Annotated in this window: 12 protein-coding genes and 2 pseudogenes; 7 read left to right on the top strand and 7 right to left on the bottom strand. The window is 73.9% G+C overall.

Going from position 1 to position 20,948, the window contains the following annotated elements:
* Positions 1-2: 2 nt before the first annotated feature.
* Complete coding sequence (locus ABTW95_RS26650) at positions 3-803, bottom strand: AraC family transcriptional regulator (RefSeq protein WP_396448788.1); 801 nt, start codon at positions 801-803, stop codon at positions 3-5.
* An 81-nt stretch (positions 804-884) separates the two neighbouring features.
* On the opposite strand from ABTW95_RS26650, the gene ABTW95_RS26645 reads away from it, so the two are divergent.
* On the top strand, positions 885-1,295 hold the full coding sequence (locus ABTW95_RS26645) for a DUF2000 family protein (RefSeq protein WP_396448787.1): 411 nt from the start codon (positions 885-887) through the stop codon (positions 1,293-1,295).
* Here ABTW95_RS26645 and ABTW95_RS26640 read toward each other — a convergent pair.
* Positions 1,270-2,367, bottom strand: a complete 1,098-nt coding sequence (locus ABTW95_RS26640) for an acyl-CoA dehydrogenase family protein (protein ID WP_396448786.1) — start codon at positions 2,365-2,367, stop codon at positions 1,270-1,272. The genes ABTW95_RS26645 and ABTW95_RS26640 overlap by 26 nt on opposite strands.
* A 93-nt stretch (positions 2,368-2,460) precedes the next feature.
* The gene (locus ABTW95_RS26635) at positions 2,461-2,703 is read right to left on the bottom strand and encodes a hypothetical protein (protein WP_396448785.1); all 243 of its coding nucleotides are present in this window, start codon (positions 2,701-2,703) and stop codon (positions 2,461-2,463) included.
* A 202-nt stretch (positions 2,704-2,905) separates the two neighbouring features.
* On the opposite strand from ABTW95_RS26635, the gene ABTW95_RS26630 reads away from it, so the two are divergent.
* Positions 2,906-3,820, top strand: coding sequence for an NADP-dependent oxidoreductase (locus ABTW95_RS26630; RefSeq protein WP_500227716.1), 915 nt, complete (start codon positions 2,906-2,908; stop codon positions 3,818-3,820).
* Positions 3,821-3,823: 3 nt separating this feature from the next.
* Here the strand turns inward: ABTW95_RS26630 and ABTW95_RS26625 are convergent, their stop codons facing one another.
* On the bottom strand, positions 3,824-4,915 hold the full coding sequence (locus tag ABTW95_RS26625) for an epoxide hydrolase family protein (RefSeq protein WP_396448783.1): 1,092 nt from the start codon (positions 4,913-4,915) through the stop codon (positions 3,824-3,826).
* Positions 4,916-5,043: 128 nt separating this feature from the next.
* Entirely contained in the window at positions 5,044-5,679 is a 636-nt protein-coding gene (locus ABTW95_RS26620; RefSeq protein ID WP_396448782.1) for a TetR/AcrR family transcriptional regulator, read from the bottom strand.
* 71 nt (positions 5,680-5,750) lie between these two features.
* On the opposite strand from ABTW95_RS26620, the gene ABTW95_RS26615 reads away from it, so the two are divergent.
* Positions 5,751-6,644, top strand: coding sequence for an NAD(P)H-binding protein (locus tag ABTW95_RS26615; RefSeq protein WP_500227715.1), 894 nt, complete (start codon positions 5,751-5,753; stop codon positions 6,642-6,644).
* Positions 6,645-6,740: 96 nt separating this feature from the next.
* Here ABTW95_RS26615 and sbnB read toward each other — a convergent pair whose 3' ends face one another.
* Positions 6,741-7,766, bottom strand: coding sequence for a 2,3-diaminopropionate biosynthesis protein SbnB (gene sbnB, locus ABTW95_RS26610; protein ID WP_500227714.1), 1,026 nt, complete (start codon positions 7,764-7,766; stop codon positions 6,741-6,743).
* 28 nt (positions 7,767-7,794) lie between these two features.
* Complete coding sequence (gene sbnA, locus ABTW95_RS26605) at positions 7,795-8,772, bottom strand: 2,3-diaminopropionate biosynthesis protein SbnA (RefSeq protein WP_396448779.1); 978 nt, start codon at positions 8,770-8,772, stop codon at positions 7,795-7,797.
* A gap of 236 nt (positions 8,773-9,008) precedes the next feature.
* Here sbnA and ABTW95_RS26600 point away from each other — a divergent pair, with 236 nt between their 5' ends.
* From ABTW95_RS26600 to ABTW95_RS26585, 4 genes and pseudogenes are all read left to right on the top strand, one after another.
* The gene (locus tag ABTW95_RS26600) at positions 9,009-10,562 is read left to right on the top strand and encodes an amino acid adenylation domain-containing protein (protein ID WP_500227713.1); all 1,554 of its coding nucleotides are present in this window, start codon (positions 9,009-9,011) and stop codon (positions 10,560-10,562) included.
* A gap of 450 nt (positions 10,563-11,012) precedes the next feature.
* Positions 11,013-12,317 (top strand): annotated as a pseudogene (locus ABTW95_RS26595) (condensation domain-containing protein); the annotation flags it as partial.
* 42 nt (positions 12,318-12,359) lie between these two features.
* Positions 12,360-20,453: pseudogene (locus ABTW95_RS26590) on the top strand (amino acid adenylation domain-containing protein); the annotation flags it as partial.
* Positions 20,454-20,498: 45 nt separating this feature from the next.
* The coding region (locus ABTW95_RS26585) for an AMP-binding protein (RefSeq protein WP_500227753.1) at positions 20,499-20,948 on the top strand (450 nt) is incomplete at its 3' end.

Genomic DNA, 20,948 nt, shown 5'->3' with positions numbered 1-20,948 from the left:
TCCTAACCGGCGCGCTGGAAGCGGCCGGGCGACACGCCGTAGCAGCGGACGAACCAGCGCGTCAGGTGGCTCTGGTCGGCGAACCCCGTGCGGGCCGCCACGTCCCCGATCGCGCCGCCTCCGGCGAGCAGGCGCCGGGCCGCGCGCAGGCGGAGCTGCCGCTGGTAGTCGCTCGGCGCCATCCCGTACGCCCGCCGGAACCCGCGGTAGAGCGCGAACCGGCTGCATCCCGCCGCCTCGGCCAGCTCGCCGGCGCCGACGTCGTCCAGGTACCTCTCGTCGAGGTACCGCCTGGCCCGCTCGACGACCCCGCCGGCCCGCCCGGCGGTGACCCGCCGGGTGGCGGCCCGGTCGACCATCGAGCCGACCGTCGCGGCCAGCAGCTCGTCCCGCCGCAGGGCGGGCGCCCCGCCGAGCAGCGCCGCGTGCAGGTTCCGCAGGTTCCGCGCGAGGACGGGATCGTCGATGACGGGCGAGGCGAACAGCGGCGGCCCGGTCCTCCCGCCCGCCATGTCGGCCAGGACGTCCGACACCAGCTCCGGGCCGATGTGCACCATCCGGTAGGTGAAGCCCAGCTCGTCGGCGGCGTGGCCGTCGTGCGGGTCGTCGGGGTTGAACGCGATGACCATCCCGGCCGCGCTGGTGTGGGCGCCGCCCCGGCAGCGGAACGCCTGGTAGCCGTCCTCGGTCACGCCGAACGAGTACGTGTCGTGGCTGTGCCGGTGGTAGACGTGCCGCTCGAAGTGGGCGTGCATCGCCTCCAGGGGGCGGTCGGGCGCCCGCCAGTACCTGCTCCAGTCCACGCGTCCAGTGTGGCGCGGCGGCGGCCGGGACCGCACCAGCGTTCAAGACGGGGCGGCCTCCCGCGCGCCACCCTGGGCGGCATGCGTTTCGACACCAAGATCGGGATCGTGGTCCGCGACGACCTGGCCGCGTGGCAGCGGCTCAACGTGACCGCGTTCCTCGCCGGCGGCGTGGCGGGCGGGGTGCCCGGCCTCATCGGCGAGCCGTACGAGGACGCGTCGGGCAACCGGTACCTGGCGATGTTCCGGCAGCCCGTCCTGGTCTACGAGGCCGGCGCCGAAGCGATCGTGAAGGCGCACGGCCGCGCCCTCGCCCGCGGCATGGACACCGCCGTCTACATCGAGGACATGTTCAAGACCGGCCACGACGAGGCCAACCGCGCGACCGTCCGCGCGGTCGCGGCCGGGGAGATGCCCCTGGTCGGGTTCGCCGTGCACGGCCCGAAGAACGGCGTGGACAAGGTCCTCAAGGGGTTGCGGCTGCACCCGTGAGCCCGGCGAGCGCGGCCAGCCGCTCCCGGTGCAGGGCGGGCGGGCCGAACAGCTGCCGCGACCCCTGGGCGCGCTTGAAGTACAGGTGCGCGTCGTGCTCCCAGGTGAACCCGATGCCCCCGTGCAGCTGGATGGCCTCGCCCGCCGTGCGGAAGTAGGCGTCCGAGCAGTACGCCTTCGCCAGCGCGGCGGCGGCCGGCAGCTCGCCCGGCCTCTCGTCGGCGACGCCGGCCGCGTGCAGCACCGCCGACCGCGCCGACTCCACCAGCACGAACATGTCCGCGCACCGGTGCTTGACCGCCTGGAACGAGCCGATCGGGCGGCCGAACTGGTGCCGCACCTTGGCGTACTCGACGGTCATGTCGAGGGTCTGCTGCGCGCCGCCGAGCTGCTCGGCGGCCAGCGCGACCGCCGCGACGTCGAGCGCCCGCCGGGCGGCGTCCTCCCCGCCGACCTTCCGCGCCGGGACGCCGTCGAGCTCGATGCGGGCCAGCTTGCGCGTCTGGTCGAGGGTCGGCAGGAGCGTCCGGGCCGTCCGCGGCACGTCCTCCGCGGCGTAGACGCCGACGCCGTCCTCGTCCCGCGCCGCGACGAGGACCAGGTCGGCGATGTGCCCGTCCAGGACGAAGTTCTTGGCGCCCCGCAGCCGGCCGTCCTCGAACGCGGCCCCGACGTCGGCGAGATCCCAGGACCCGCCGTCCTCGGCCACGGCCAGCGTCGCGACGACCGACCCGTCGGCGATGCCGGGCAGCAGGCCGTGCCCGCCCTCCCCGGCCTGGAGCGCCGCCGCGGCCGTGACCGTCGCGAGGAACGGCGCGCACACGAGCGCCCGCCCCATCTCCTCGAACACGACGGCCAGCTCCCGCATCCCGAACCCGGCGCCGCCGTGCTCCTCGGGGATCGCGAGCCCCTGCAGCCCGAGCTGCCCGGCCATCTGCGCCCACACGGCCGGGTCGTGGCCCTCGGCGGTCTCCATCAGCCGCCGCACCTCGGCGGCGGGGGACCGGTCGGCGAAGAAGCGCCGCAGCGCGTCGCGCAGCGCCCGCTGTTCCTCGGTGTCGACGAGCTCCATTCCGGCGGCCTCCCACACGCGTCCCGGGGTTTCCGGGCCATCGTGCCGCGCGCCGGCCGCGCGCCTCACCGGCCCTCCCATCCAGCGGGACGGTCAGGGCGCCCAGTCGTGCGGCCCGAGCACGTACCCCCGGCTGGTCGAGTGCAGGTGGTTGATCGACACCAGATGGCCGAGCGCGGCCCACAGATCCTCTTCCGGCGCCTCGACGAGCGCCCCGATGGTCTCGAAGTCGGCCGCGCCGCGCTCCTTGTCGATCTCCGCCACGGTCTCGTACACGACGAGCTCGAAGTCCGACAGCTCCTGGACGTCCCCGCGTCCGGTAAATCGCTCATCCATAGCCAAACCGTGCCCACTCGGACACGTTCTATCTGCCCGCCGAGCCGAAAGCCGTAGGCTGATCCCGCAAGGCCCCGTTGCCGCGGTCTGCCGAGCGGACCGGGTACGCGCGCGGGCATCCCGTTCTACCTCCCGGTGGACCGGGGCGAGCGAACGGTGACGCTGTTCGGCCGCCGTCGATGGGCGGTGGTGAGGGGGGATCATGAAGGCCGTACGCATCCATCAGCGCGGCGGGAGCGAGGGGCTGGTTCTGGAGGACGCGCCCGACCCGCGTCCGGCCACGGGGGACGTGGTCGTGCGGGTGCACGCGGCGGGGTTCGTGCCGGACGAGCTCGACTGGCCCGGCACCTGGGTCGACCGCGCCGGACGCGACCGGACGCCGTCGATCCCCGCGCACGACGTCGCCGGCGTGGTCACCGAGGTCGCCTACGGCACCACGGGGTTCGCCGTGGGCGACCGCGTGTTCGGCCTGACCGACTGGCACCGCGACGGCGCGGCCGCCGAATACGTCGCGGTGGAGGCCCGCAACCTCGCCCGGCTGCCCGACTCGCTGACCTTCACCGACGCGGCCGCGCTGCCGCTCGCCGGGCTGACGTGCCGGCAGGCGCTGTTCGTCCACGGCGGCCTGGAATCCGGGCAGACCGTCGTCGTGCACGGCGGGGGAGGCGCCACCGGCAGCCTGGCCGTCCAGCTGGCCCGCGACGCCGGCGCGCACGTCATCGCCACCGGCCGGGGCCGCGCCGCCGACGTCGCGATCGAGATGGGCGCGCACACGTTCGTCGACCTGGAGCGGCAGAGCTTCGAGGACGCCGTCGAGCCGGTCGACCTGATCTTCGACACCATCGGCGGCGACCTCCTCGCCCGCTCCGCCGCCAAGGTCAAGCCGGGCGGCGCGCTCGTCTCGATCACCGCGCCGCCCCCGGTCGAGCCCGCGGGCGGACGCGCCGTCCTCTTCATCGTCGAACCGAACCGCGACCAGCTCGCCGAACTCGCGGAGCGGGCCGAGGCGGGCCGGCTCCGCGCCCACATCGGCGCCGTCCGCCCCTTGGCCGAGACGCGGGAGGCGTTCGCGGCCAAGCAGAAGGGCGTCCCCGGCAAGGTCGTCATCGAGGTCTGACGCTCACCCGGCCCCGGCCCGGGTGAGGAAGAAGTCCCGGACGTCCCCGGCGAACAGGTCCGGCACCTCCATCGCGGCGAAGTGGCCGCCGCGGTCGAACTCCGACCAGTGCCTGATGTCGTACAGCCGCTCGGCCAGCGGGCGCACCGGCTGGGTGATGTCGTGCGCGAACACCGCCACGCCGACCGGCGCCCGGCACCGCGCGACCTGCCCCCGCGGGGCGTCGTGGTGCAGCCGCGCCGAGGAGGCCGCGGTCGCGGTCAGCCAGTACAGCGAGACGTCGGTCAGCATCCGGTCGTCGTCGACCGGCGTGTCCGGGCCGGTCCACTGCGCGAAGCGCTCGGCGATCCAGGCCAGCTGGCCGACCGGGGAGTCGGTCAGCGCGTAGCCGACGGTCTGCGGGGTGAGGGCCTGCAGCGCCTGGTAGGGCGGCCGGTTCGCCATCAGCTGCCGGATCTTGTCCAGCCGCGCCTCGTCGCTCTCGGACAGCTCGACACCGGCGTCCGGGTCCGGCCGGGTCGGCAGGTAGTTGACGTGCACCCCGGCGACCTGCTCGGGCGCCGCCGCGCCGAGCGCCAGCGAGATGCCCGCCCCGAAGTCGCCGCCCTGGGCGCCGTACCGCTCGTACCCGAGCCGGCGCATCAGCTCGGCCCAGGCCCGCGCGATCCGGGGGACGCCCCACCCGCGCTCGCGGGTCGGCCCGGAGAACCCGTAGCCCGGGATGGACGGGATCACCAGGTGGAAGTCGCGCGACAGCGGCTCGATCACGTCGAGGAACTCCACGAACGAGCCGGGCCAGCCGTGCGTGAGGATCAGCGCGAGCGCGTCCGGCCTCGCCGACCGGACGTGGACGAAGTGGATGTTCTGCCCCTCGATCTCGGTGGTGAAGTGCGGCAGCTCGTTGAGCCGGGCCTCGTGCGCGCGCCAGTCGTAACCGGTGCGCCAGTACTCGGCCAGCTCCTGCAGCCGCGCCAGCGGGAAACCGTAGTCCCACCCCGCGTCCGCGACCTCGTTGGGCCATCGGGTGCGGGAGAGCCGGTCGGCCAGGTCGTCGAGGTCGGCCTGGGGGACGTCGATGCGGAACGGCTTGATCATGTCTCAGCTCCCGGCTAATTGTTGGATCGACCAACGTTGACTCGACCAACGATAACACATTGTTGGCCGAACCAACGATCGGCGGGAGCCCGTCGCCGGCGCGAGCGCATCGCCGGCTCGCCGCCGGGTCAGCCGGCGAGCGTCGCCGAGACCAGCCGGCGGATCGCCGCGAGGTCCACGGCCTCGGGGAGGGCCTCCTCGGCGGGGTCGTCCCCGACCGCCTCCTCGATGTTGAGGAGCGTGCGGAACAGGCGGGGGAGCACGGTGCGGGCGAGCAGGTCCTCCGCGAGGGAGGCCGAGTCCGGGTCGTAGTGCTCGGCCAGGTAGGCGGTGAGGATCTCCCGGGTGGTGGCGAAGATGCCGTCGAAGTAGGCGCGTGCGCTGCCGGGGAGGCGCTCGGCCTCGGCGATGCACAGGCGGCAGGTCCGCACCTGGGGCTCCCACGTCATCAGCTGCAGGAACCGGCCGCAGAACAGGGCCACCGCCTCCGCCGGGTCGCCGGCGTAGTCGTCCGGGGTCTTCAGCTTGACCAGGTACAGCTCGCGGACGAGGCTGAGGACGGCGAGGAACAGCTTGTCCTTGTTCTCGAAGTGCGCGTACAGCGACCGCTTGGAGGTCCCGGCGCGCGCGGCGACGGTGTCCATCGACGCCCGCTCGTAGCCCGTCTCCAGGAACACGTCCTTGGCCACGAACAGGATGTGGCGGCGCAGCTCCTCGCCCCGCCGCTGCCGGCCCCGCGCCGGCGACGCACTCTCTCGGCTCATCGGGTTGCGTCCTCAAAAATAAACGGTACGGTAGAGTTTACTTCTTGCCCCGCCACCCTTGGAGGGAAGGCATGATCGTCATAACCGCTCCCACCGGAAACATCGGGCACCAGGTCCTCGACCGCGTCCTCGCCGCCGGCCGGCCGGTCCGGGTCGTCGCGCGCGATCCGGCCAAGCTGCCCGCCGGCGTCCGCGAGCGGGCCGAGGTCGTCCAAGGGTCGCACGGCGACGCGAAGGTCGTCGCACGAGCCTTCGACGGCGCCGACGCCGTGTTCTGGCTGCTGCCGCCCGATCCGCGCGCCGCCTCTCTGGACGACGCGTTCGAGGGCTTCACCCGGCCCGCGGCCGAGGCGATGCGCAGGTTCGGCGTCAAGCGCGTCGTGGACGTCAGCGCACTCGGCCGCGACACCCCCCACGCGGCCAAGGCCGGGTTCGTGACCGCCTCGCTCGCCATGGACGACCTGATCGCCGGCGCCGGCGTCGCCTTCCGCGCGCTGGCCGCGTCCGGCTTCATGGACAACGTGCTGCGGCAGGTCCAGCCGATCAAGGAGCAGGGCCTGTTCTTCGACGTGGTCTCCCCCGACCGCGGGCTGCGCATCGTCGCCACCCGCGACATCGCCGCCGTCGCCGCCCGCCTGCTCCTCGACGAGACGTGGACCGGCAGGGAGGAGATACCGCTGCTCGGCCCCGAGGACCTGTCCTACGACGACATGGCCGCCACGATCTCCGACGTGCTCGGAACCCCCGTCCGGTACCGGCAGATCCCCGCGGGGGCTCTCGAAGAGCGGCTCGCCGGCCGCGGCATGTCCGCGGCCATGATCCAGGGCATGCTCGACATGATGGAGGCCAAGGAGAACGGCCTGGACGACGCGATCGCCCGCACGCCGCAGCACGCGATCGACACCCCCACCACGTTCCGCCAGTGGTGCGAGGACGTCCTCAAGCCCGCGGTCCAGGCCCTCTGACACCGGGGACGCGCGGGCCTGGACACCCTGGTCGGCCCCTGGTCATCGGGCGGTCCAGGCCCCCGTCCCGCTCGGCTCGCGCGCGGCCGCGGAGCGTCAGCCGTAGCGCTTCAGCTCGTGGAAGAAGCCGGGGACGGTGTGCAGGGCGCCGGACGACGACACCTGGTCGTAGACGTACTTGGCCACGGCGAGGTCGAGGACGCCCAGGCCGAAGGGGGAGAAGACCACCGGCTTGCCGGCAGGCGGCGCCGTCTTCTCCGTCAGCACGTCGTACAGGGTGCCGGCGACGAAGTCGCGGTTGCCTACCTTCTGCTCCGCCAGGTGCGGGGACGTGTTGGCCTTCATGCAGTGCTCGACGTCGTCCACCACGTTGTAGGACGACAGGATGATCTCCGGTGAGAGGTCGCGCAGCGACACGTGCAGCACGAGCGGGTTGTGCTCGAACCAGGCCGGGTCGTGGACGTGCGGCTCGCCCGCGACGGTCGCGAACACCACGAGGTCGGACGAGCGGATCAGCGACTCCGCCGAGTCGTGGATCGCGATCTCCCCCTTCTCCGACCGCTCCAGGTACCCCTTGAAGCCCTCGGCGTGCTCCCGGGACAGGTCGTGGACGCCGAGCTCGTCGAACGCGAAGCCGTTGCCCGCCAGATACGTGTGGATGTAGCGGGCGATGAGCCCGACCCCGACGAAGCCGACGCGGCGCGGGCGGGCGCCGCGGGCGTCGGCGAGCGCGGCGGCGGCGAGGGCGGCGGACGCGGCGGTGCGGGCCGCGGAGATGATCGAGCTCTCCAGGCACGCGAACGGGTAGCCGGTCTCCGCGTCGTTCAGGATCAGCACGGCCGAGGCGCGCGGGATGCCGTTCGCGACATTGCCGGGGAAGCTGGAGATCCACTTGATCCCGTGCACGCCGACGTCGCCCTTGACCGAGGCGGGCAGCGCGATGATCCGGTCGGACGGGCGGTCGGGGAAGCGCAGGAAGTAGGAGTCCGGGTTGACCGTCCGGCCCTCGCCGTGCAGCCGGTAGGCCGCCTCGACCATCCGGGTGACCTCCTCCTCGCGCCCGGCGACCGCCTCGTGGACCTGGGCGCCGGAGATCACGGCGAATGCTGGGACCTGCGTCATGGTGGGAAACTCCGTCTTTTCTCGATGATCAGTCGGCGAGGGCGCCGGGCGCGCCGGAGAGCAGGTCGCCGAAGTGCTCGCGCACCCAGCCCTCCGCGTAGATCGAGTCCAGGTAGCGCTCGCCGAGGTCGGGGGCGATGGCGACCGCGACCGGGTCCTCGCCGGGGTACTTGGCGTCCAGCCAGCGGGACGCGCCGGACACGACGGTGCCGGTGGAGCCGCCGAACAGGAACCCGCGGGCGGCGAGCGCGTGGACGGTCCGGATCGTGTCGGTCTCGGGGACGTGCACCACGTCGTCGATGAACGACTCGTCCACGAGGGCGGGCCGGCTGCTCGTGCCGAGCCCCGGCACCATCCGCCGCTCCGGGATGCCGCCGAACGTGACGGAGCCGACCGCGTCGACCGCCACGATCGTCACGGGGCGCCCGCGCTCCCGGAAGTAGCGGGCGCAGCCCATCAGCGTGCCCGTCGTCCCCGCGCCGACGAAGAGGACCTCCAGGTCGGGGAACTCGCGGTCGATCGCCGGAGCGGTCCCGCGGTAGTGGGCCAGCCAGTTGTTGCGGTTGGCGTACTGGTTCAGCCACACGTACCGCTCGTCCGACGCGCACAGGCTCCGGACGAAGGCGATGCGGCCGCCGAGGTAGCCGCCGTTGGCGTCCTTGTCGGACACGACCCGGACCTCGGCGCCGAGCGCCCGCATGACCCGCATCGACGCGGGGTTGCAGCGCGGGTCGGTGACGCAGACGAACTTCAGGCCGCGGCTCGCGGCGATGAGGCTGAGCGCGATCCCGAGGTTCCCGGACGACGACTCCACGATCACCGAATCGGCGGTGAGCGCGCCCTCGCGTTCGGCCGCCTCCACCATCGCGGCGGCGGCCTTCAGCTTGACCGAGCCGGCGAAGTTGAAGCCCTCGCATTTGAGGTACAGCGGCCGGTCGATGACGTGCCGCAGATCGACGTAAAGGTCGTCGACATTGAATTCCTGCGGCGAGGTGATTATCGGCACGCGTCCACCCTCAAATGAAGAAACAATTCCCTCATCTTCCCCCGAGTTCGCCGCGGGCTTCACGCCGGAGCCATGCGGAGCATCACCGTACCTTCGTGCATCTTCCTGCCGCAACCCTCTGCTTACCCATCGGTAGGGTGGAATGCGAGGTGCTTCTGGCGAACGCCGGACATAAGCTATGGCCTCCGCTTGTAATGCCGTTACAGCGGAGTGGTTCTACATCACGGAGAGTTATGATGAGTGCTCGCGGACCCGCCGTGGACCGGCTGCTCCCCACGGCCGCACTGCCCGGCCTGAACGTCCCCGCGGCGCAGGCGGAGCGGGCCCGGGAACTGGCCGCCGCGCACGGGATGCTCCGCGAGCGGGACGTCGACCTCGCCGACCCCGTCATCGCCCGGGTGGAGCGGTTCGCCGCCGAGCGCGACCGCCCCGCGGTCGCCGACGCGCACCGCACGCTCTCCTACGCCGAGCTGGCCGCCGAGGCGCGCCGGCTGGCCGCGCTGCTGGAGCGGGAGGGCGTCGAGCCGGGCACGGTGGTCGGCGTCGGCGGCGGGCGGTGCGCCGCGGTCATCGCAGCGTTCCTCGCGATCGAGCTGGTCGGCGCCCTGTACGTGCCGGCGGACGAGACCTGGCCCGCCGCCCGCGTCCGCGACGTCCTCGGCCAGGCGGGCGCGTCCGTGCTGGTCGCCGTGGACGGCGAACGCGCCGCGCCCGCCCTGCTGGAGGGCGCGGCGGAGGCCGGCTGCCGGGTCGTCGGGGCCGCCGATGCGGACGGCCTCGCGCCCTGGCCGGGCCGCCCCCGGCTGGACGCGCTCGACCAGCCGCGGTACGTCCTGTTCACCTCGGGGTCGACCGGACGCCCCAAGGGCGCGGTCGTCGAGCACCAGGGCATGCTCAACCACCTCTGGGCGAAGATCATCGACCTGGAGCTGACCGGCGCGGACGTCGTCGCGTTCACCGCCCCGCTCGGCTTCGACATCTCGATCTGGCAGATGCTCTGCCCGCTGCTGCTGGGCGGCCGGGTCGACGTGATCGGCGACGACGTCGCCCACGACTCGGAGGCGTTCGCCCGCGCCGTCGACGCCCAGGGCATCACGATCGTCGAGCTCGTCCCCACCATGGTCAGGCATCTGCTGGACGACCTGGCGCCGAGCCCGCCCCGCCCCGGGGAGAGCGCCGCCGAAGCCCCCGGCGGGGGCTCGCTGGGCTCCCTGCGCTGGATGATCGCGACCGGCGAGGAGCTGCCGGCCGAGCTGTCGCGCCGCTGGCTCGAGGCGATGCCGCACGCCGGGCTGCTCAACGCCTACGGCCCGACCGAGTGCTCCGACGACGTCACCCACCACACCGTGACCGCCGGCGACCTGGATCTCCTCCGCCTCCCGATCGGCACGCCCGTCGTCAACGCGCGCCTGTACGTGCTGCGCGAGGAGGACGACGGGACCTGGGCGGCCTGCGGGATCGGCGAGACCGGCGAGCTGTTCGTCGGCGGCGTCGTGGTCGGCCGCGGCTACCTCGGCGACGGCGAGCGCACCCGCGAGGCGTTCTACCGCGACCCCTTCGACGCGGCGTCCCCGACCGGCCGCCTGTACCGGACGGGCGACGCGGTGAAGCTGCTCCCGCCGGGCGCGGGCGGCGAGGACCGGCCCGTCCTGCAGTACCTCGGGCGGGTCGACCGGCAGGTCAAGATCGCCGGGGTGCGGATGGAGCTGGGCGAGATCGAGGCGGTCCTGCAGCGGCACCCGGGGGTGGGCGCCGCGGCCGTGGTCGTGCACGAGTACCCCTCCCGGTAACGGTCACGCTGAGTGACCCGATTGGGTCGATTCGGTTGTCAACCTTTGTCAGCCGGTGAGCGTCGCGTCGCCGTCGGCGCAGGGCGGCGACCGGCCGTTTTGTCACTCCTGTTAGCAACGGGACCGGCCAAGTTCTACTTTTGAGGGGATTGCGAGGCATGTGACAGGCTGGTTGACTGTGACTCCGCTACTCCTGAGTAGTACGCGGGTCGAGGGCGGATCCGGTCGAGAGCGGAAAGCGGCGCCGCTCTGTATTGGCGGGAGCACAGCGCGTTGACTCCGGGAAAGCGCGGGCCGATCGCGTTCCCGGCGGCGACTCGGGGTGAAAGGGGACGGGGAAAGCCCGATCAGTTCTGTGGTCATTCTTTCTGATTTTCTGCCCGCCGGTGCCGTACCGGTTCCGGTGCCGGGCGCAAAGGAAACCCCCTTCGACCGGGAAAGTGCCGCTTGATGTCCACCGAGTACGTTCCTCTTTCGGCCGCTCAGCAGAGCGTCTGGTACGCGCAGCAGCTGGCGCCGGAAACGCCGATTCACATCGCGCAGTACATCGAGATCGAGGGGCCGGTCGACCACGAGCTGTTCGACCGGGTGGCGCGGATCGCCGCGCACGAGGCGCCGGCGATGAACGCGCGGCTCGCGGAGGAGGACGGGGTCCCGCGGCAGATCCTCGACCCGGACGCGAGCGTGTCGATCCCGCTCGTGGACCTGTCCGGGGAGCCCGACCCGGACGCCGCGTCGCGCGCGTGGATGCGGGAGCGGATGTCGGCGCCGCTGCCCCTCGACGGCGACCGGCTCTTCCACACGGCGCTGCTGCGCCTCGCACCGGACCTGCACCGGTGGTTCCTGCGCGCGCACCACACGATCCTGGACGCCTACAGCGGCCTGCTGATCAGCCGCCGCGCCGCCGAGATCTACACGCTGCTGGCGGGCGGCGGCGAGTACGTCCCGGCCGAGCGGGGCGACTACCGGGCGCTGCTCGCCGCCGAGGAGGAGTACCGGCGGTCGGAGAAGTTCGAGCGGGACCGCGCCTACTGGACCGAGCGGTTCGCCGACAAGCCGGTGGCGGTGTCGCTGTCGGACGAGATGGCCGAGCCGACCTCCGACTACCTCAGCCGCATCACCGTCGTCCCGCCGGAGCAGACCGCCGCCCTGGCGGCCGGCGCCCGCCGCCTGCGCACCGCCACGCAGGGCCTCGCGATCGCCGCGACGGCCGCGTACGTGGCGCGGATGACCGGCACCGAGGACGTGATCCTGGGCCTCGCGGTGTCGGGCCGCACCTCGCAGACCGCCCTGGAGACCCCGGCGATGCTGTCGACGGTGCTGCCGCTGCGCGTCGCCGTCCGGCCGGACATGACGGTCGAGCAGCTGGTCCGCACGGTGACGCGGGCGAGCGCGCGGGTGCTGCGCCACCAGCGCTACCGGCGCGAGGACCTGCTCCGCGACCTGAAGCTGCTCGGCGAGCGCCGCCGGCTGTACGGGCCGGTCATCAACATCATGGCGTTCGACTACCGGTTCGACTTCGCGGGCCTGCCCGCGCGGACCCACGCCATCACCACCGGCCCGATCGACGACCTGTCGATCAACGTCTACGACAACTTCGACGGCAACGGCGTCCGCATCGACTTCGAGGCGCACCCCGACCTCTACACCGAGGACGAGGTCTCCGCGCACCAGGACCGCTACGTCCGGTTCCTGCGGGCGCTGGGCGACGCCGACCCGGCGACGCCGCTCCGGGACGTGGAGCTGCTGGACGCCGCCGAGCGGTCCCGCGTCCTGGACGAGTGGAACGACACGGCGATGCCGGTCGAGCCGGCCGTCGTCCCCGAGCTGTTCGAGGCGCAGGCCGCCCGCACGCCCGGCGCCCCCGCCGTCACCGGGCCGGGCGGCGCCGTCCTCACCTACCGGGAGCTGGACGAGCGGGCCAACCGCCTCGCCCGCCACCTCATCGCGCGCGGCGCCGGCCCGGAGGACTTCGTCGCGCTCGCGCTGCCGCGCGACGAGAACCTCGTCGTCGCGGCGCTGGCCGTGCTGAAGGCGGGCGCCGCGTACCAGCCGATCGACCTGGCCTACCCGCCCGACCGCATCGCCTACATGCTGGAGGACGCCGCCCCCGCCTGCGTCATCACCACCTCCAGTGCCGGCCTGCCGGGCACGACGCCGCGCGTCGAGCTGGACGCCCTCGACCTGTCCGGCGAATCCGCCGAGGCCCCGGCCGACGCCGACCGCGTCCGGCCGCTCCGGCCCGGCAACGCGGCCTACGTCATCTACACGTCGGGTTCGACGGGGCGCCCCAAGGGCGTCGTCGTCTCCCACGCCGGCGCCGCCGACCTGTGCGCGTGGGCGAAGAAGGACTTCGGGCCGGAGCGCCTCGCCCGCGTCCTGTTCTCCACCTCCCTCAACTTCGACGTGTCGGTGTTCGAGTGGCTGACGCCGCTCACCATCGGCGGCCACATCGAGGTCGTCCGCGACCTGCTGGACGTGGCGGAGCGCGGCGGCTGGCACGGCACGCTCGTCTCCGGCGTCCCGTCCGCGGTCTCGGCCCTCCTCGCGGCGGGGCCGCTCGACCTCAAGGCCGGCGACATCGTCCTCGCGGGCGAGGCGCTCCCCGCCCGCCTCGTCCAGGACCTGCGCGCCCTCGTCCCGGACGCCCGCATCTCCAACATCTACGGACCGACCGAGGCGACCGTCTACGCCACCGCCTGGTTCGACGACGGAAACGCCGCGGGCCACGCCCCGATCGGCGGCCCCGTCGCCAACACCCGCGCGTACGTGCTGGACGGGGCGCTCAATCCCGTCCCGGCGGGCGTCCCCGGCGAGCTGTACCTCGCGGGCGGCGGCCTCGCGCGCGGCTACCTGCACCGCCCCGGGCTGAGCGCCGAGCGCTTCGTCGCCTGCCCCTTCGGCGGGCCGGGCGAGCGCATGTACCGGACGGGCGACCTCGTCCGCTGGAACCGGCACGGCCAGCTCGAGTACCTCGGCCGCCTCGACCACCAGGTCAAGGTGCGCGGCTTCCGGATCGAGCTCGGCGAGATCGAGACCGCCCTCGCGGCGCACCCGGCCGTGACGCAGAGCGTCGTCGTCGCCCGGCGGGACGGCGCGGGCGACACCGTCCTCGTCGCCTACGTCGTCTCCGCGGGCGTCGACACCGCCGAGCTGAAGCGGTCGGTCGCGGCGGTCCTGCCCGACTACATGGTCCCGGCGGCGATCGTCGTCCTGGACGCGATGCCGCTGAACCCGAACGGCAAGCTCGACCGGTCCGCGCTGCCCGCGCCCGACTTCGCCGCGTCCGCCGCGGGCCGCGCGCCCCGCGACGCGCGCGAGGAGGCGCTGTGCGCGGTGTTCGCCGAGGTCCTCGGCGTGGAACGGGTCGGCGTCGACGACAGCTTCTTCGACCTCGGCGGCGACTCGCTGAAGGCGACCCGCGTCGTCGCCCGCGCCCGCGCCGCGCTGGGCGCGGAGCTGCCCGTCCGGGCGCTGTTCGAGGCGCCCACCGTCGCCGCGCTCGCCGCGTCCATCAAGGACGCCGAGGAGGAGGCGAGGCCGAAGCTCGTCCCGGCGGAGCGCCCCGACCTCGTCCCCGTCTCCTACGCGCAGCGCCGCCTGTGGTTCATCCACGACCTGGAAGGCGCCGGCGCGACCTACCACATCCCGATCCCGCTGCGGCTGACCGGTTCGCTCGACCTGGCCGCCGTCCGCGCCGCGATGCGCGACATGATGGCGCGGCACGAGGCCCTCCGGACCGTGTTCGTGCAGGTGGAGGGCGAGCCGTACCAGCGCGTCCTCGCCATGGACGAGATCGGGGCCGAGCCGGAGGTCACCGAGTGCGGCCCGGACGGGCTCCAGGACGCGGTGTTCCAGGCCGCGACCCGAGGGTTCGACCTGGCCGCCGAGCCGCCCGTCCGCGCGCACGTCTTCCGGATCGCCGCCGACGACCACCTGCTCCTCCTGGTGATGCACCACATCGCCGGGGACGGCTGGTCGATGGAGCCCCTCGCCGCCGACCTCATCACCGCCTACGCCGCCCGCGCCGCCGGCGAGGAGCCGCGGTGGGCGCCGCTGCCCGTCCAGTACGCCGACTACGCGCTCTGGCAGCGCGAGGTCCTCGGCGACGAGGCCGACCCGGGCAGCCTCATCAGCCGGCAGCTCGCGTACTGGCGGGAGGCTCTCGCCGGGCTGCCCGAGGAGCTGGCGCTCCCGGCGGACCGGCCCCGCCCGGCCCGCGCCACCTACCGGGGCGCGCAGCACCCGTTCACGCTGCCGCCCGGCCTGCACGCCGCGCTCACCGCGCTCGGCCGCGACCACCGCGCCAGCCTGTTCATGGTGCTGCAGGCCGCGCTCGCCGGCCTGTTCACCCGCCTCGGCGCCGGGACGGACGTGCCGATCGGCTCGCCGGTCGCGGGCCGCGGCGACGAGGCCGTGCACGACCTCGTCGGCGTGTTCGTGAACACGCTCGTGCTGCGGACCGACACCTCCGGGGACCCGACGTTCGCCGAGCTGCTCGGCCGGGTCCGCGAGACCGACCTCGCCGCGTTCGCCCACCAGGACGTCCCGTTCGAGCGGCTCGTCGAGGTGCTGAACCCGCAGCGGTCGATGGCGCGGCACCCGCTGTTCCAGGTGATGATCTCGATCCAGAACAACCCGTCGGCGCGGGTCGAGCTGCCCGGCCTGACGGTCGCGCTGGAGCCGGTCGACCCGGGCGTGTCCCGCTTCGACCTCGCGCTGCTGGTGGACGAGACCCGCGACGCGGCCGGCGCGCCCGCCGGGATCGACTGCCGCCTGGAGTACGCGCTCGACCTGTTCGACCCGGAGACCGCCGCGTCGATGGCGGCGCGGCTGGAGCGGCTGCTCGCCCAGGTCGCCGCCGACCCGTCGCTGCCGCTCAGCGCCGTGGACCTGCTGGACGACGCCGAACGCGACACCCTGCTGAACCGCTGGAACGACACCGACCTGCCGGTCGCCCCCGCCGTCGTCCCGCGGCTGGTCGAGCGCCAGGCGGCCCGCACCCCGGACGCCACCGCCGTCATCGCGGGGGAGACCCGGCTCTCCTACGCCGAGCTGAACGCCCGCGCGAACCGGCTCGCCCGCCACCTCATCGGGTGCGGCGCCGGCCCGGAGGACTTCGTCGCGCTGGCCCTGCCGCGCGACGAGAACCTCGTCGTCGCAGCGCTGGCCGTGCTGAAGGCGGGCGCCGCGTACCAGCCGATCGACCTGGCGTACCCGCCGGACCGCATCGCCTACATGCTGGAGGACGCCGCCCCCGCCTGCGTCATCACCACGTCCGGCGCCGGCCTGCCGGGCACGACGCCGCGCGTCGAGCTGGACGCGCTCTCCCTGGAGTGCCTCCCGGCGGAGGACGTCACCGACGCCGACCGCGTCCGGCCGCTGCACCCCGCGAACCCGGCGTACGTCATCTACACGTCCGGGTCGACGGGCCGCCCCAAGGGCGTCGTCATCTCCCACGCGAACGTCGTGGACTTCTGCGCCGAGTCGATGGCGAGCTACGGCCCCGACCGGATGCGGCGCGTGCTGTTCTCCACGTCGCTGAACTTCGACGTGTCGGTGTTCGAGTGGCTGGTGCCGCTCACCATCGGCGGCGAGATCGAGGTCGTCCGGGACCTGCTGGAGGTCGCCGAGCGCGGCGGCTGGTCCGGGACGCTGATCAGCGGCGTCCCGTCCGCGGTGGCGGTCCTGCTGTCGCGCGGGGAGCTGCGCCTGGAGGCCGGGGACGTGGCGCTCGGCGGGGAGGCGCTGCCGCCGCAGCTCGTCCGGGACGTCCGGGCGCTGCTGCCGGACGCCCGCATCTCCAACATCTACGGGCCCACCGAGGCGACGATCTTCGTCACCGGCTGGTACGACGACGGCAACACCGAGGGGCTCGCCCCGATCGGCCGCCCGATGGCCAACACCCGCGCGTACGTGCTGGACGAGCGGCTCCAGCCCGTCCCGGTCGGCGTGCCCGGCGAGCTGTACCTCGCGGGCGACGGCCTGGCCCGCGGCTACCTGCGCCGCCCCGCCCTGTCCGCGGACCGGTTCGTCGCGTGCCCGTTCGGCGGGCCCGGCGAGCGGATGTACCGCACGGGCGACCTCGTGCGCTGGAACCGCGCCGGGAACATCGAGTACCTCGGCCGCCTCGACCACCAGGTGAAGGTCCGCGGCTTCCGGATCGAGCTCGGCGAGATCGAGACCGCCCTCGCGGCGCACCCGGCCGTCACGCAGAGCGCCGTCGTGGCGCGCCGCGACGCGGTCGGCGACAACGTCCTCGCCGGCTACGTCGTCGGCGACGTCGAGCCGGCGGAGCTGCGCGCGTTCGTCGCCGGGACGCTGCCGGACTACATGGTGCCGTCCGCGATCGTCGTGCTGGACGCGATGCCGCTCAACCCGAACGGCAAGCTCGACCGGTCCGCGCTGCCCGAGCCGGACTTCGCCGCCGACCTCACCGCGCGCGGCCCCCGCGACGCCCGCGAGGAGATCCTCTGCGGGATCTTCGCCGACGTCCTCGGCCTGGACCGGGTCGGCGTCGACGACGGGTTCTTCGACCACGGCGGCGACTCGCTGAAGGCGACCCGCGTCGTCGCCCGCGCCCGCGCCGCGCTGAACGTGGAGCTGCCCGTCCGCGCGCTGTTCGAGGCGCCGACCGTCGCCGGCCTCGCCGCGCGGATCGCCTCCGCCGCCGGCGCCGCGCGGCCCCCGCTGCGGCCGGCGGAGCGGCCCGCCCCGGTGCCGGTGTCGTACGCGCAGGAGCGGCTCTGGTTCCTGAACCGGCTGGAAGGGCTCACCGCCACCTACAACATGCCGATCCCGCTGCGGCTCACCGGCGAGATCGACCACGGCGCGATGCGGGACGCGCTCCGCGACGTGGTCGCCCGGCACGAGTCGCTGCGGACGCTGTTCGGCGACGCCGACGGCGAGCCGCACCAGGTGATCCTCGCCCCGGAGGAGGCCGAGCCGCGGCTCACCGTCTCCGCGCCCGCCGACCTGCACGGCGCCCTGTTCATGGACGCCACCCGCGGCTTCGACCTGGCGAAAGAGCTGCCCGTCCGCGCCCACCTGTACCGGGCCGGCGAGGACGAGCACGTGCTGCTCATCGTCATGCACCACATCGCGGGGGACGGCTGGTCGATGGCGCCGCTCGCCCGCGACGTCATCACCGCCTACCTGGCCCGCCGCGAGGGGCGCGCCCCCGAATGGGCGCCGCTGCCCGTCCAGTACGCCGACTACGCGCTCTGGCAGCGCGAGCTGCTCGGCAGCGAGAGCGACCCGGACAGCCTCGCCGCCCGCCAGATCGCCTACTGGAAGGACGCCCTCGCCGGGCTGCCCGACCAGATCCGGCTGCCGCACGACCGGCCCCGCCCCGAGCGGGCGTCCTACCGGGGCGGCCAGGTCCGCTTCGAGGTCCCGGCGGAGCTGGCGGACGGGCTGCGCGCGCTGGCCCGCGACCACCAGGTCAGCGTGTTCATGGTGCTGCAGGCGGCGCTCGCCGCGCTGCTGACCCGGCTCGGCGGCGGCACGGACGTGCCGATCGGCTCGCCCGTCGCGGGCCGCACCGACGAGGCCCTGGACGACCTCGTCGGCGTCTTCGTCAACACGCTCGTGCTGCGGACCGACACCTCCGGCGACCCGTCGTTCGCCGAGCTGCTCGCCCGCGTCCGGGAGACCGACCTGGCCGCGTACGCGCACCAGGACGTCCCGTTCGAGCGGCTCGTCGAGGTGCTGAACCCGGCCCGGTCGCTGTCCCGGCACCCGCTGTTCCAGGTCATGCTGACGCTGCAGAACAACCCGGAGGCCTCGGTCGAGCTGCCCGGCCTGCACGTCGCCGTCGAGCCGGTGGACGCCGGGGTCGCCAAGTTCGACCTGGAGTTCCTGCTGGAGGACGCCCGCGACGGGTCCGGCGCCCTCGCCGGGACCCTGGAGTACGCGCTCGACCTGTTCGACCGCGGCACCGCCGAGCGGCTCGCCGGCTGGTTCCGGCGGACGCTGGAGGCCGCCGTCGCCTCGCGCGGCGCCGTCACCGTCGAGGGGCTCGACCTGCCCGGCGCCGCCGCCGTCGAAGCGGCCGGGGACGCCGGGGCCGCCGGGGGGCCGACCGAGAAGCGGCTCGTCGCGTACGTCGTCGCCGCGCCCGGCCAGACGCTCGACCCCGAGGAGCTGCGCGCCCACATCCGGGAGAGCCTGCCTGAGTCGATGGTGCCCGCCGCCGTCGTCGTGCTGGACGAGATGCCGCTCACCCCGAACGGCAAGGTCGACGTCAAGGCGCTGCCCAGGCCCGAGCTGGCGCCCGCCCCGGCGACCGCGTACCGGGCCCCGTCCGGGGAGGCCGAGGAGACCGTCGCCGCCGTCTTCGCCGAGCTGCTCGGCGTGGACCGGGTCGGCGCGGACGACGACTTCTTCGCGCTCGGCGGCAACTCGCTGATCGCGATGCGCGTCGTCAGCCGCGTCCGGCGCGCGCTGGACGTGGAGCTGCCCGTGCGGGCGCTGTTCGAGGCGCCGACCGCCGCGGGCCTCGCCGCCCTCCTCGGGCGCGGCGGCCGCCCGGCCCGCCCCCCGCTGGAGCGGCGCGAGCGCCCGGACGTGGTCCCGCTGTCGTACGCCCAGCAGCGCCTGTGGTTCCTCAGCCGGTTCGAGGGGCCGTCCGCCACCTACAACGTGCCGACCGCGCTGCGCATCCGCGGCCCGCTGGACGCCGGCGCGCTCCGCGCCGCCGTCGGCGACCTGGTGGAGCGGCACGAGACGCTCCGCACGATCCTGCCGGACGCCGGGGGAGTGCCGCGCCAGCTCGTCCTCGACCCGGCCGCCGCCCGCCCCGAGCTGGAGGTCGTCGAGACGACCGAGGCGGAGCTGCCGACGCGGCTCGCCATGGCCGCCGGCTACGCCTTCGACATCACCGCCGAGCCGCCGCTGCGCACGCACCTGTTCCGGCTCGCGCCGGACGAGCACGTCGCGCTGCTGCTCATGCACCACGTCGGCGGCGACGGCTGGTCGATGGCCCCGCTCGCCCGCGACTTCATCACCGCCTACGCGGCGCGGGCGGGGGGCGAGGCGCCCGAGTGGGCCCCGCTGCCCGTCCAGTACGCCGACTACACGCTCTGGCAGCGTGAGCTGTTCGGTTCCGAGGACGATCCCGAGAGCTTGATCTCGCGGCAGATCGCGTACTGGAAGGACGCGCTCGCCGGGCTGCCGGAGGAGCTCGCGCTGCCGACCGACCGGCCTCGTCCGGCGGAGGCGTCCTACCGGGGCGGGACGGAGCGCTTCCGGCTCGGCGCCGATGTCCGCGCCCGGCTGCTGGACCTCGCCCGCGAGACCGGCGCCAGCCCGTTCATGGTCGCCCAGGCCGCGTTCGCCGCGCTGCTGACCCGCCTCGGCGCCGGCACGGACGTGCCGATCGGCTCGCCCGTCGCGGGCCGCACCGACGAGGCCCTCGACGACCTGGTCGGCATGTTCGTGAACATGCTCGTCTTCCGGACCGACACCTCCGGCGACCCGTCGTTCCGCGAGCTGGTGGGCCGCGTCAAGGAGACCGACCTGGCCGCCTACGCGCACCAGGACGTCCCGTTCGAGCGGCTCGTCGAGGTGCTGAACCCGCCGCGCCACCTGGCCCGGCACCCGCTGTTCCAGGTCGGGCTGACGTTCCAGAACAACCCCGAGGCGCGCCTGGAGATGCCCGGCTTCAGCGCCCAGGTGGAGCCGCTGAACGCCGGGGTGTCCCGGTTCGACCTGCTGATGATCCTCACCGAGCGGGCCGACGGCCTCGACGGCGAGCTGGAGTACGCCCTCGACCTGTACGACCCGGCCACCGCGCGGCGGCTCATCGAGCGGTTCGAGCGGTACCTGTCCGCGCTGCTCGCCGACCCGGACGCGCCCATCGGCGCCGCCGAGGTCCTGTCCGCGGAGGAGCGGTCGCTGATCCTCGGCGAGTGGGCCGGGGGCGCCGCCGCCCCCGTGGAGCGGGCCACGATCCCGGCGCTGTTCGAGGCGCAGGCGGCGGCCCGTCCGGATGCGCCCGCCGTCACGTTCGAGGGTGTGTCGTGGACGTTTGCGGAGGTCAATGCGAGGGCGAACCGTCTTGCGCATCGGTTGATCGGTCAGGGTGTGGGGCCGGAGCAGTTCGTGGCGCTGGCGTTGCCGCGCTCGGCTGATCTGGTGGTGGCGATTCTGGCGGTGCTGAAGGCGGGGGCGGCGTATGTGCCGATCGACCCGGATTATCCGCAAGATCGCATCGCCTACATGGTCGAGGACGCCAAACCGGTCCTCACCCTCGGCCCGGAAGATCTCGACGCCACCGGCTACGACGACACCGACCCCGGTGTGGCGATCTCGCCGGACCACCCGGCGTATGTGATCTACACGTCGGGTTCGACGGGGCGGCCCAAGGGTGTGGTGATCCCGCAT

The organism is Spirillospora sp. NPDC127506 (assembly GCF_040302145.1).
In the GTDB taxonomy this organism is placed as follows: Bacteria; Actinomycetota; Actinomycetes; order Streptosporangiales; family Streptosporangiaceae; genus Spirillospora.
Note: the sequence above shows the minus strand (reverse complement) of the source record. Positions and strands in the feature narration are given on the sequence as shown.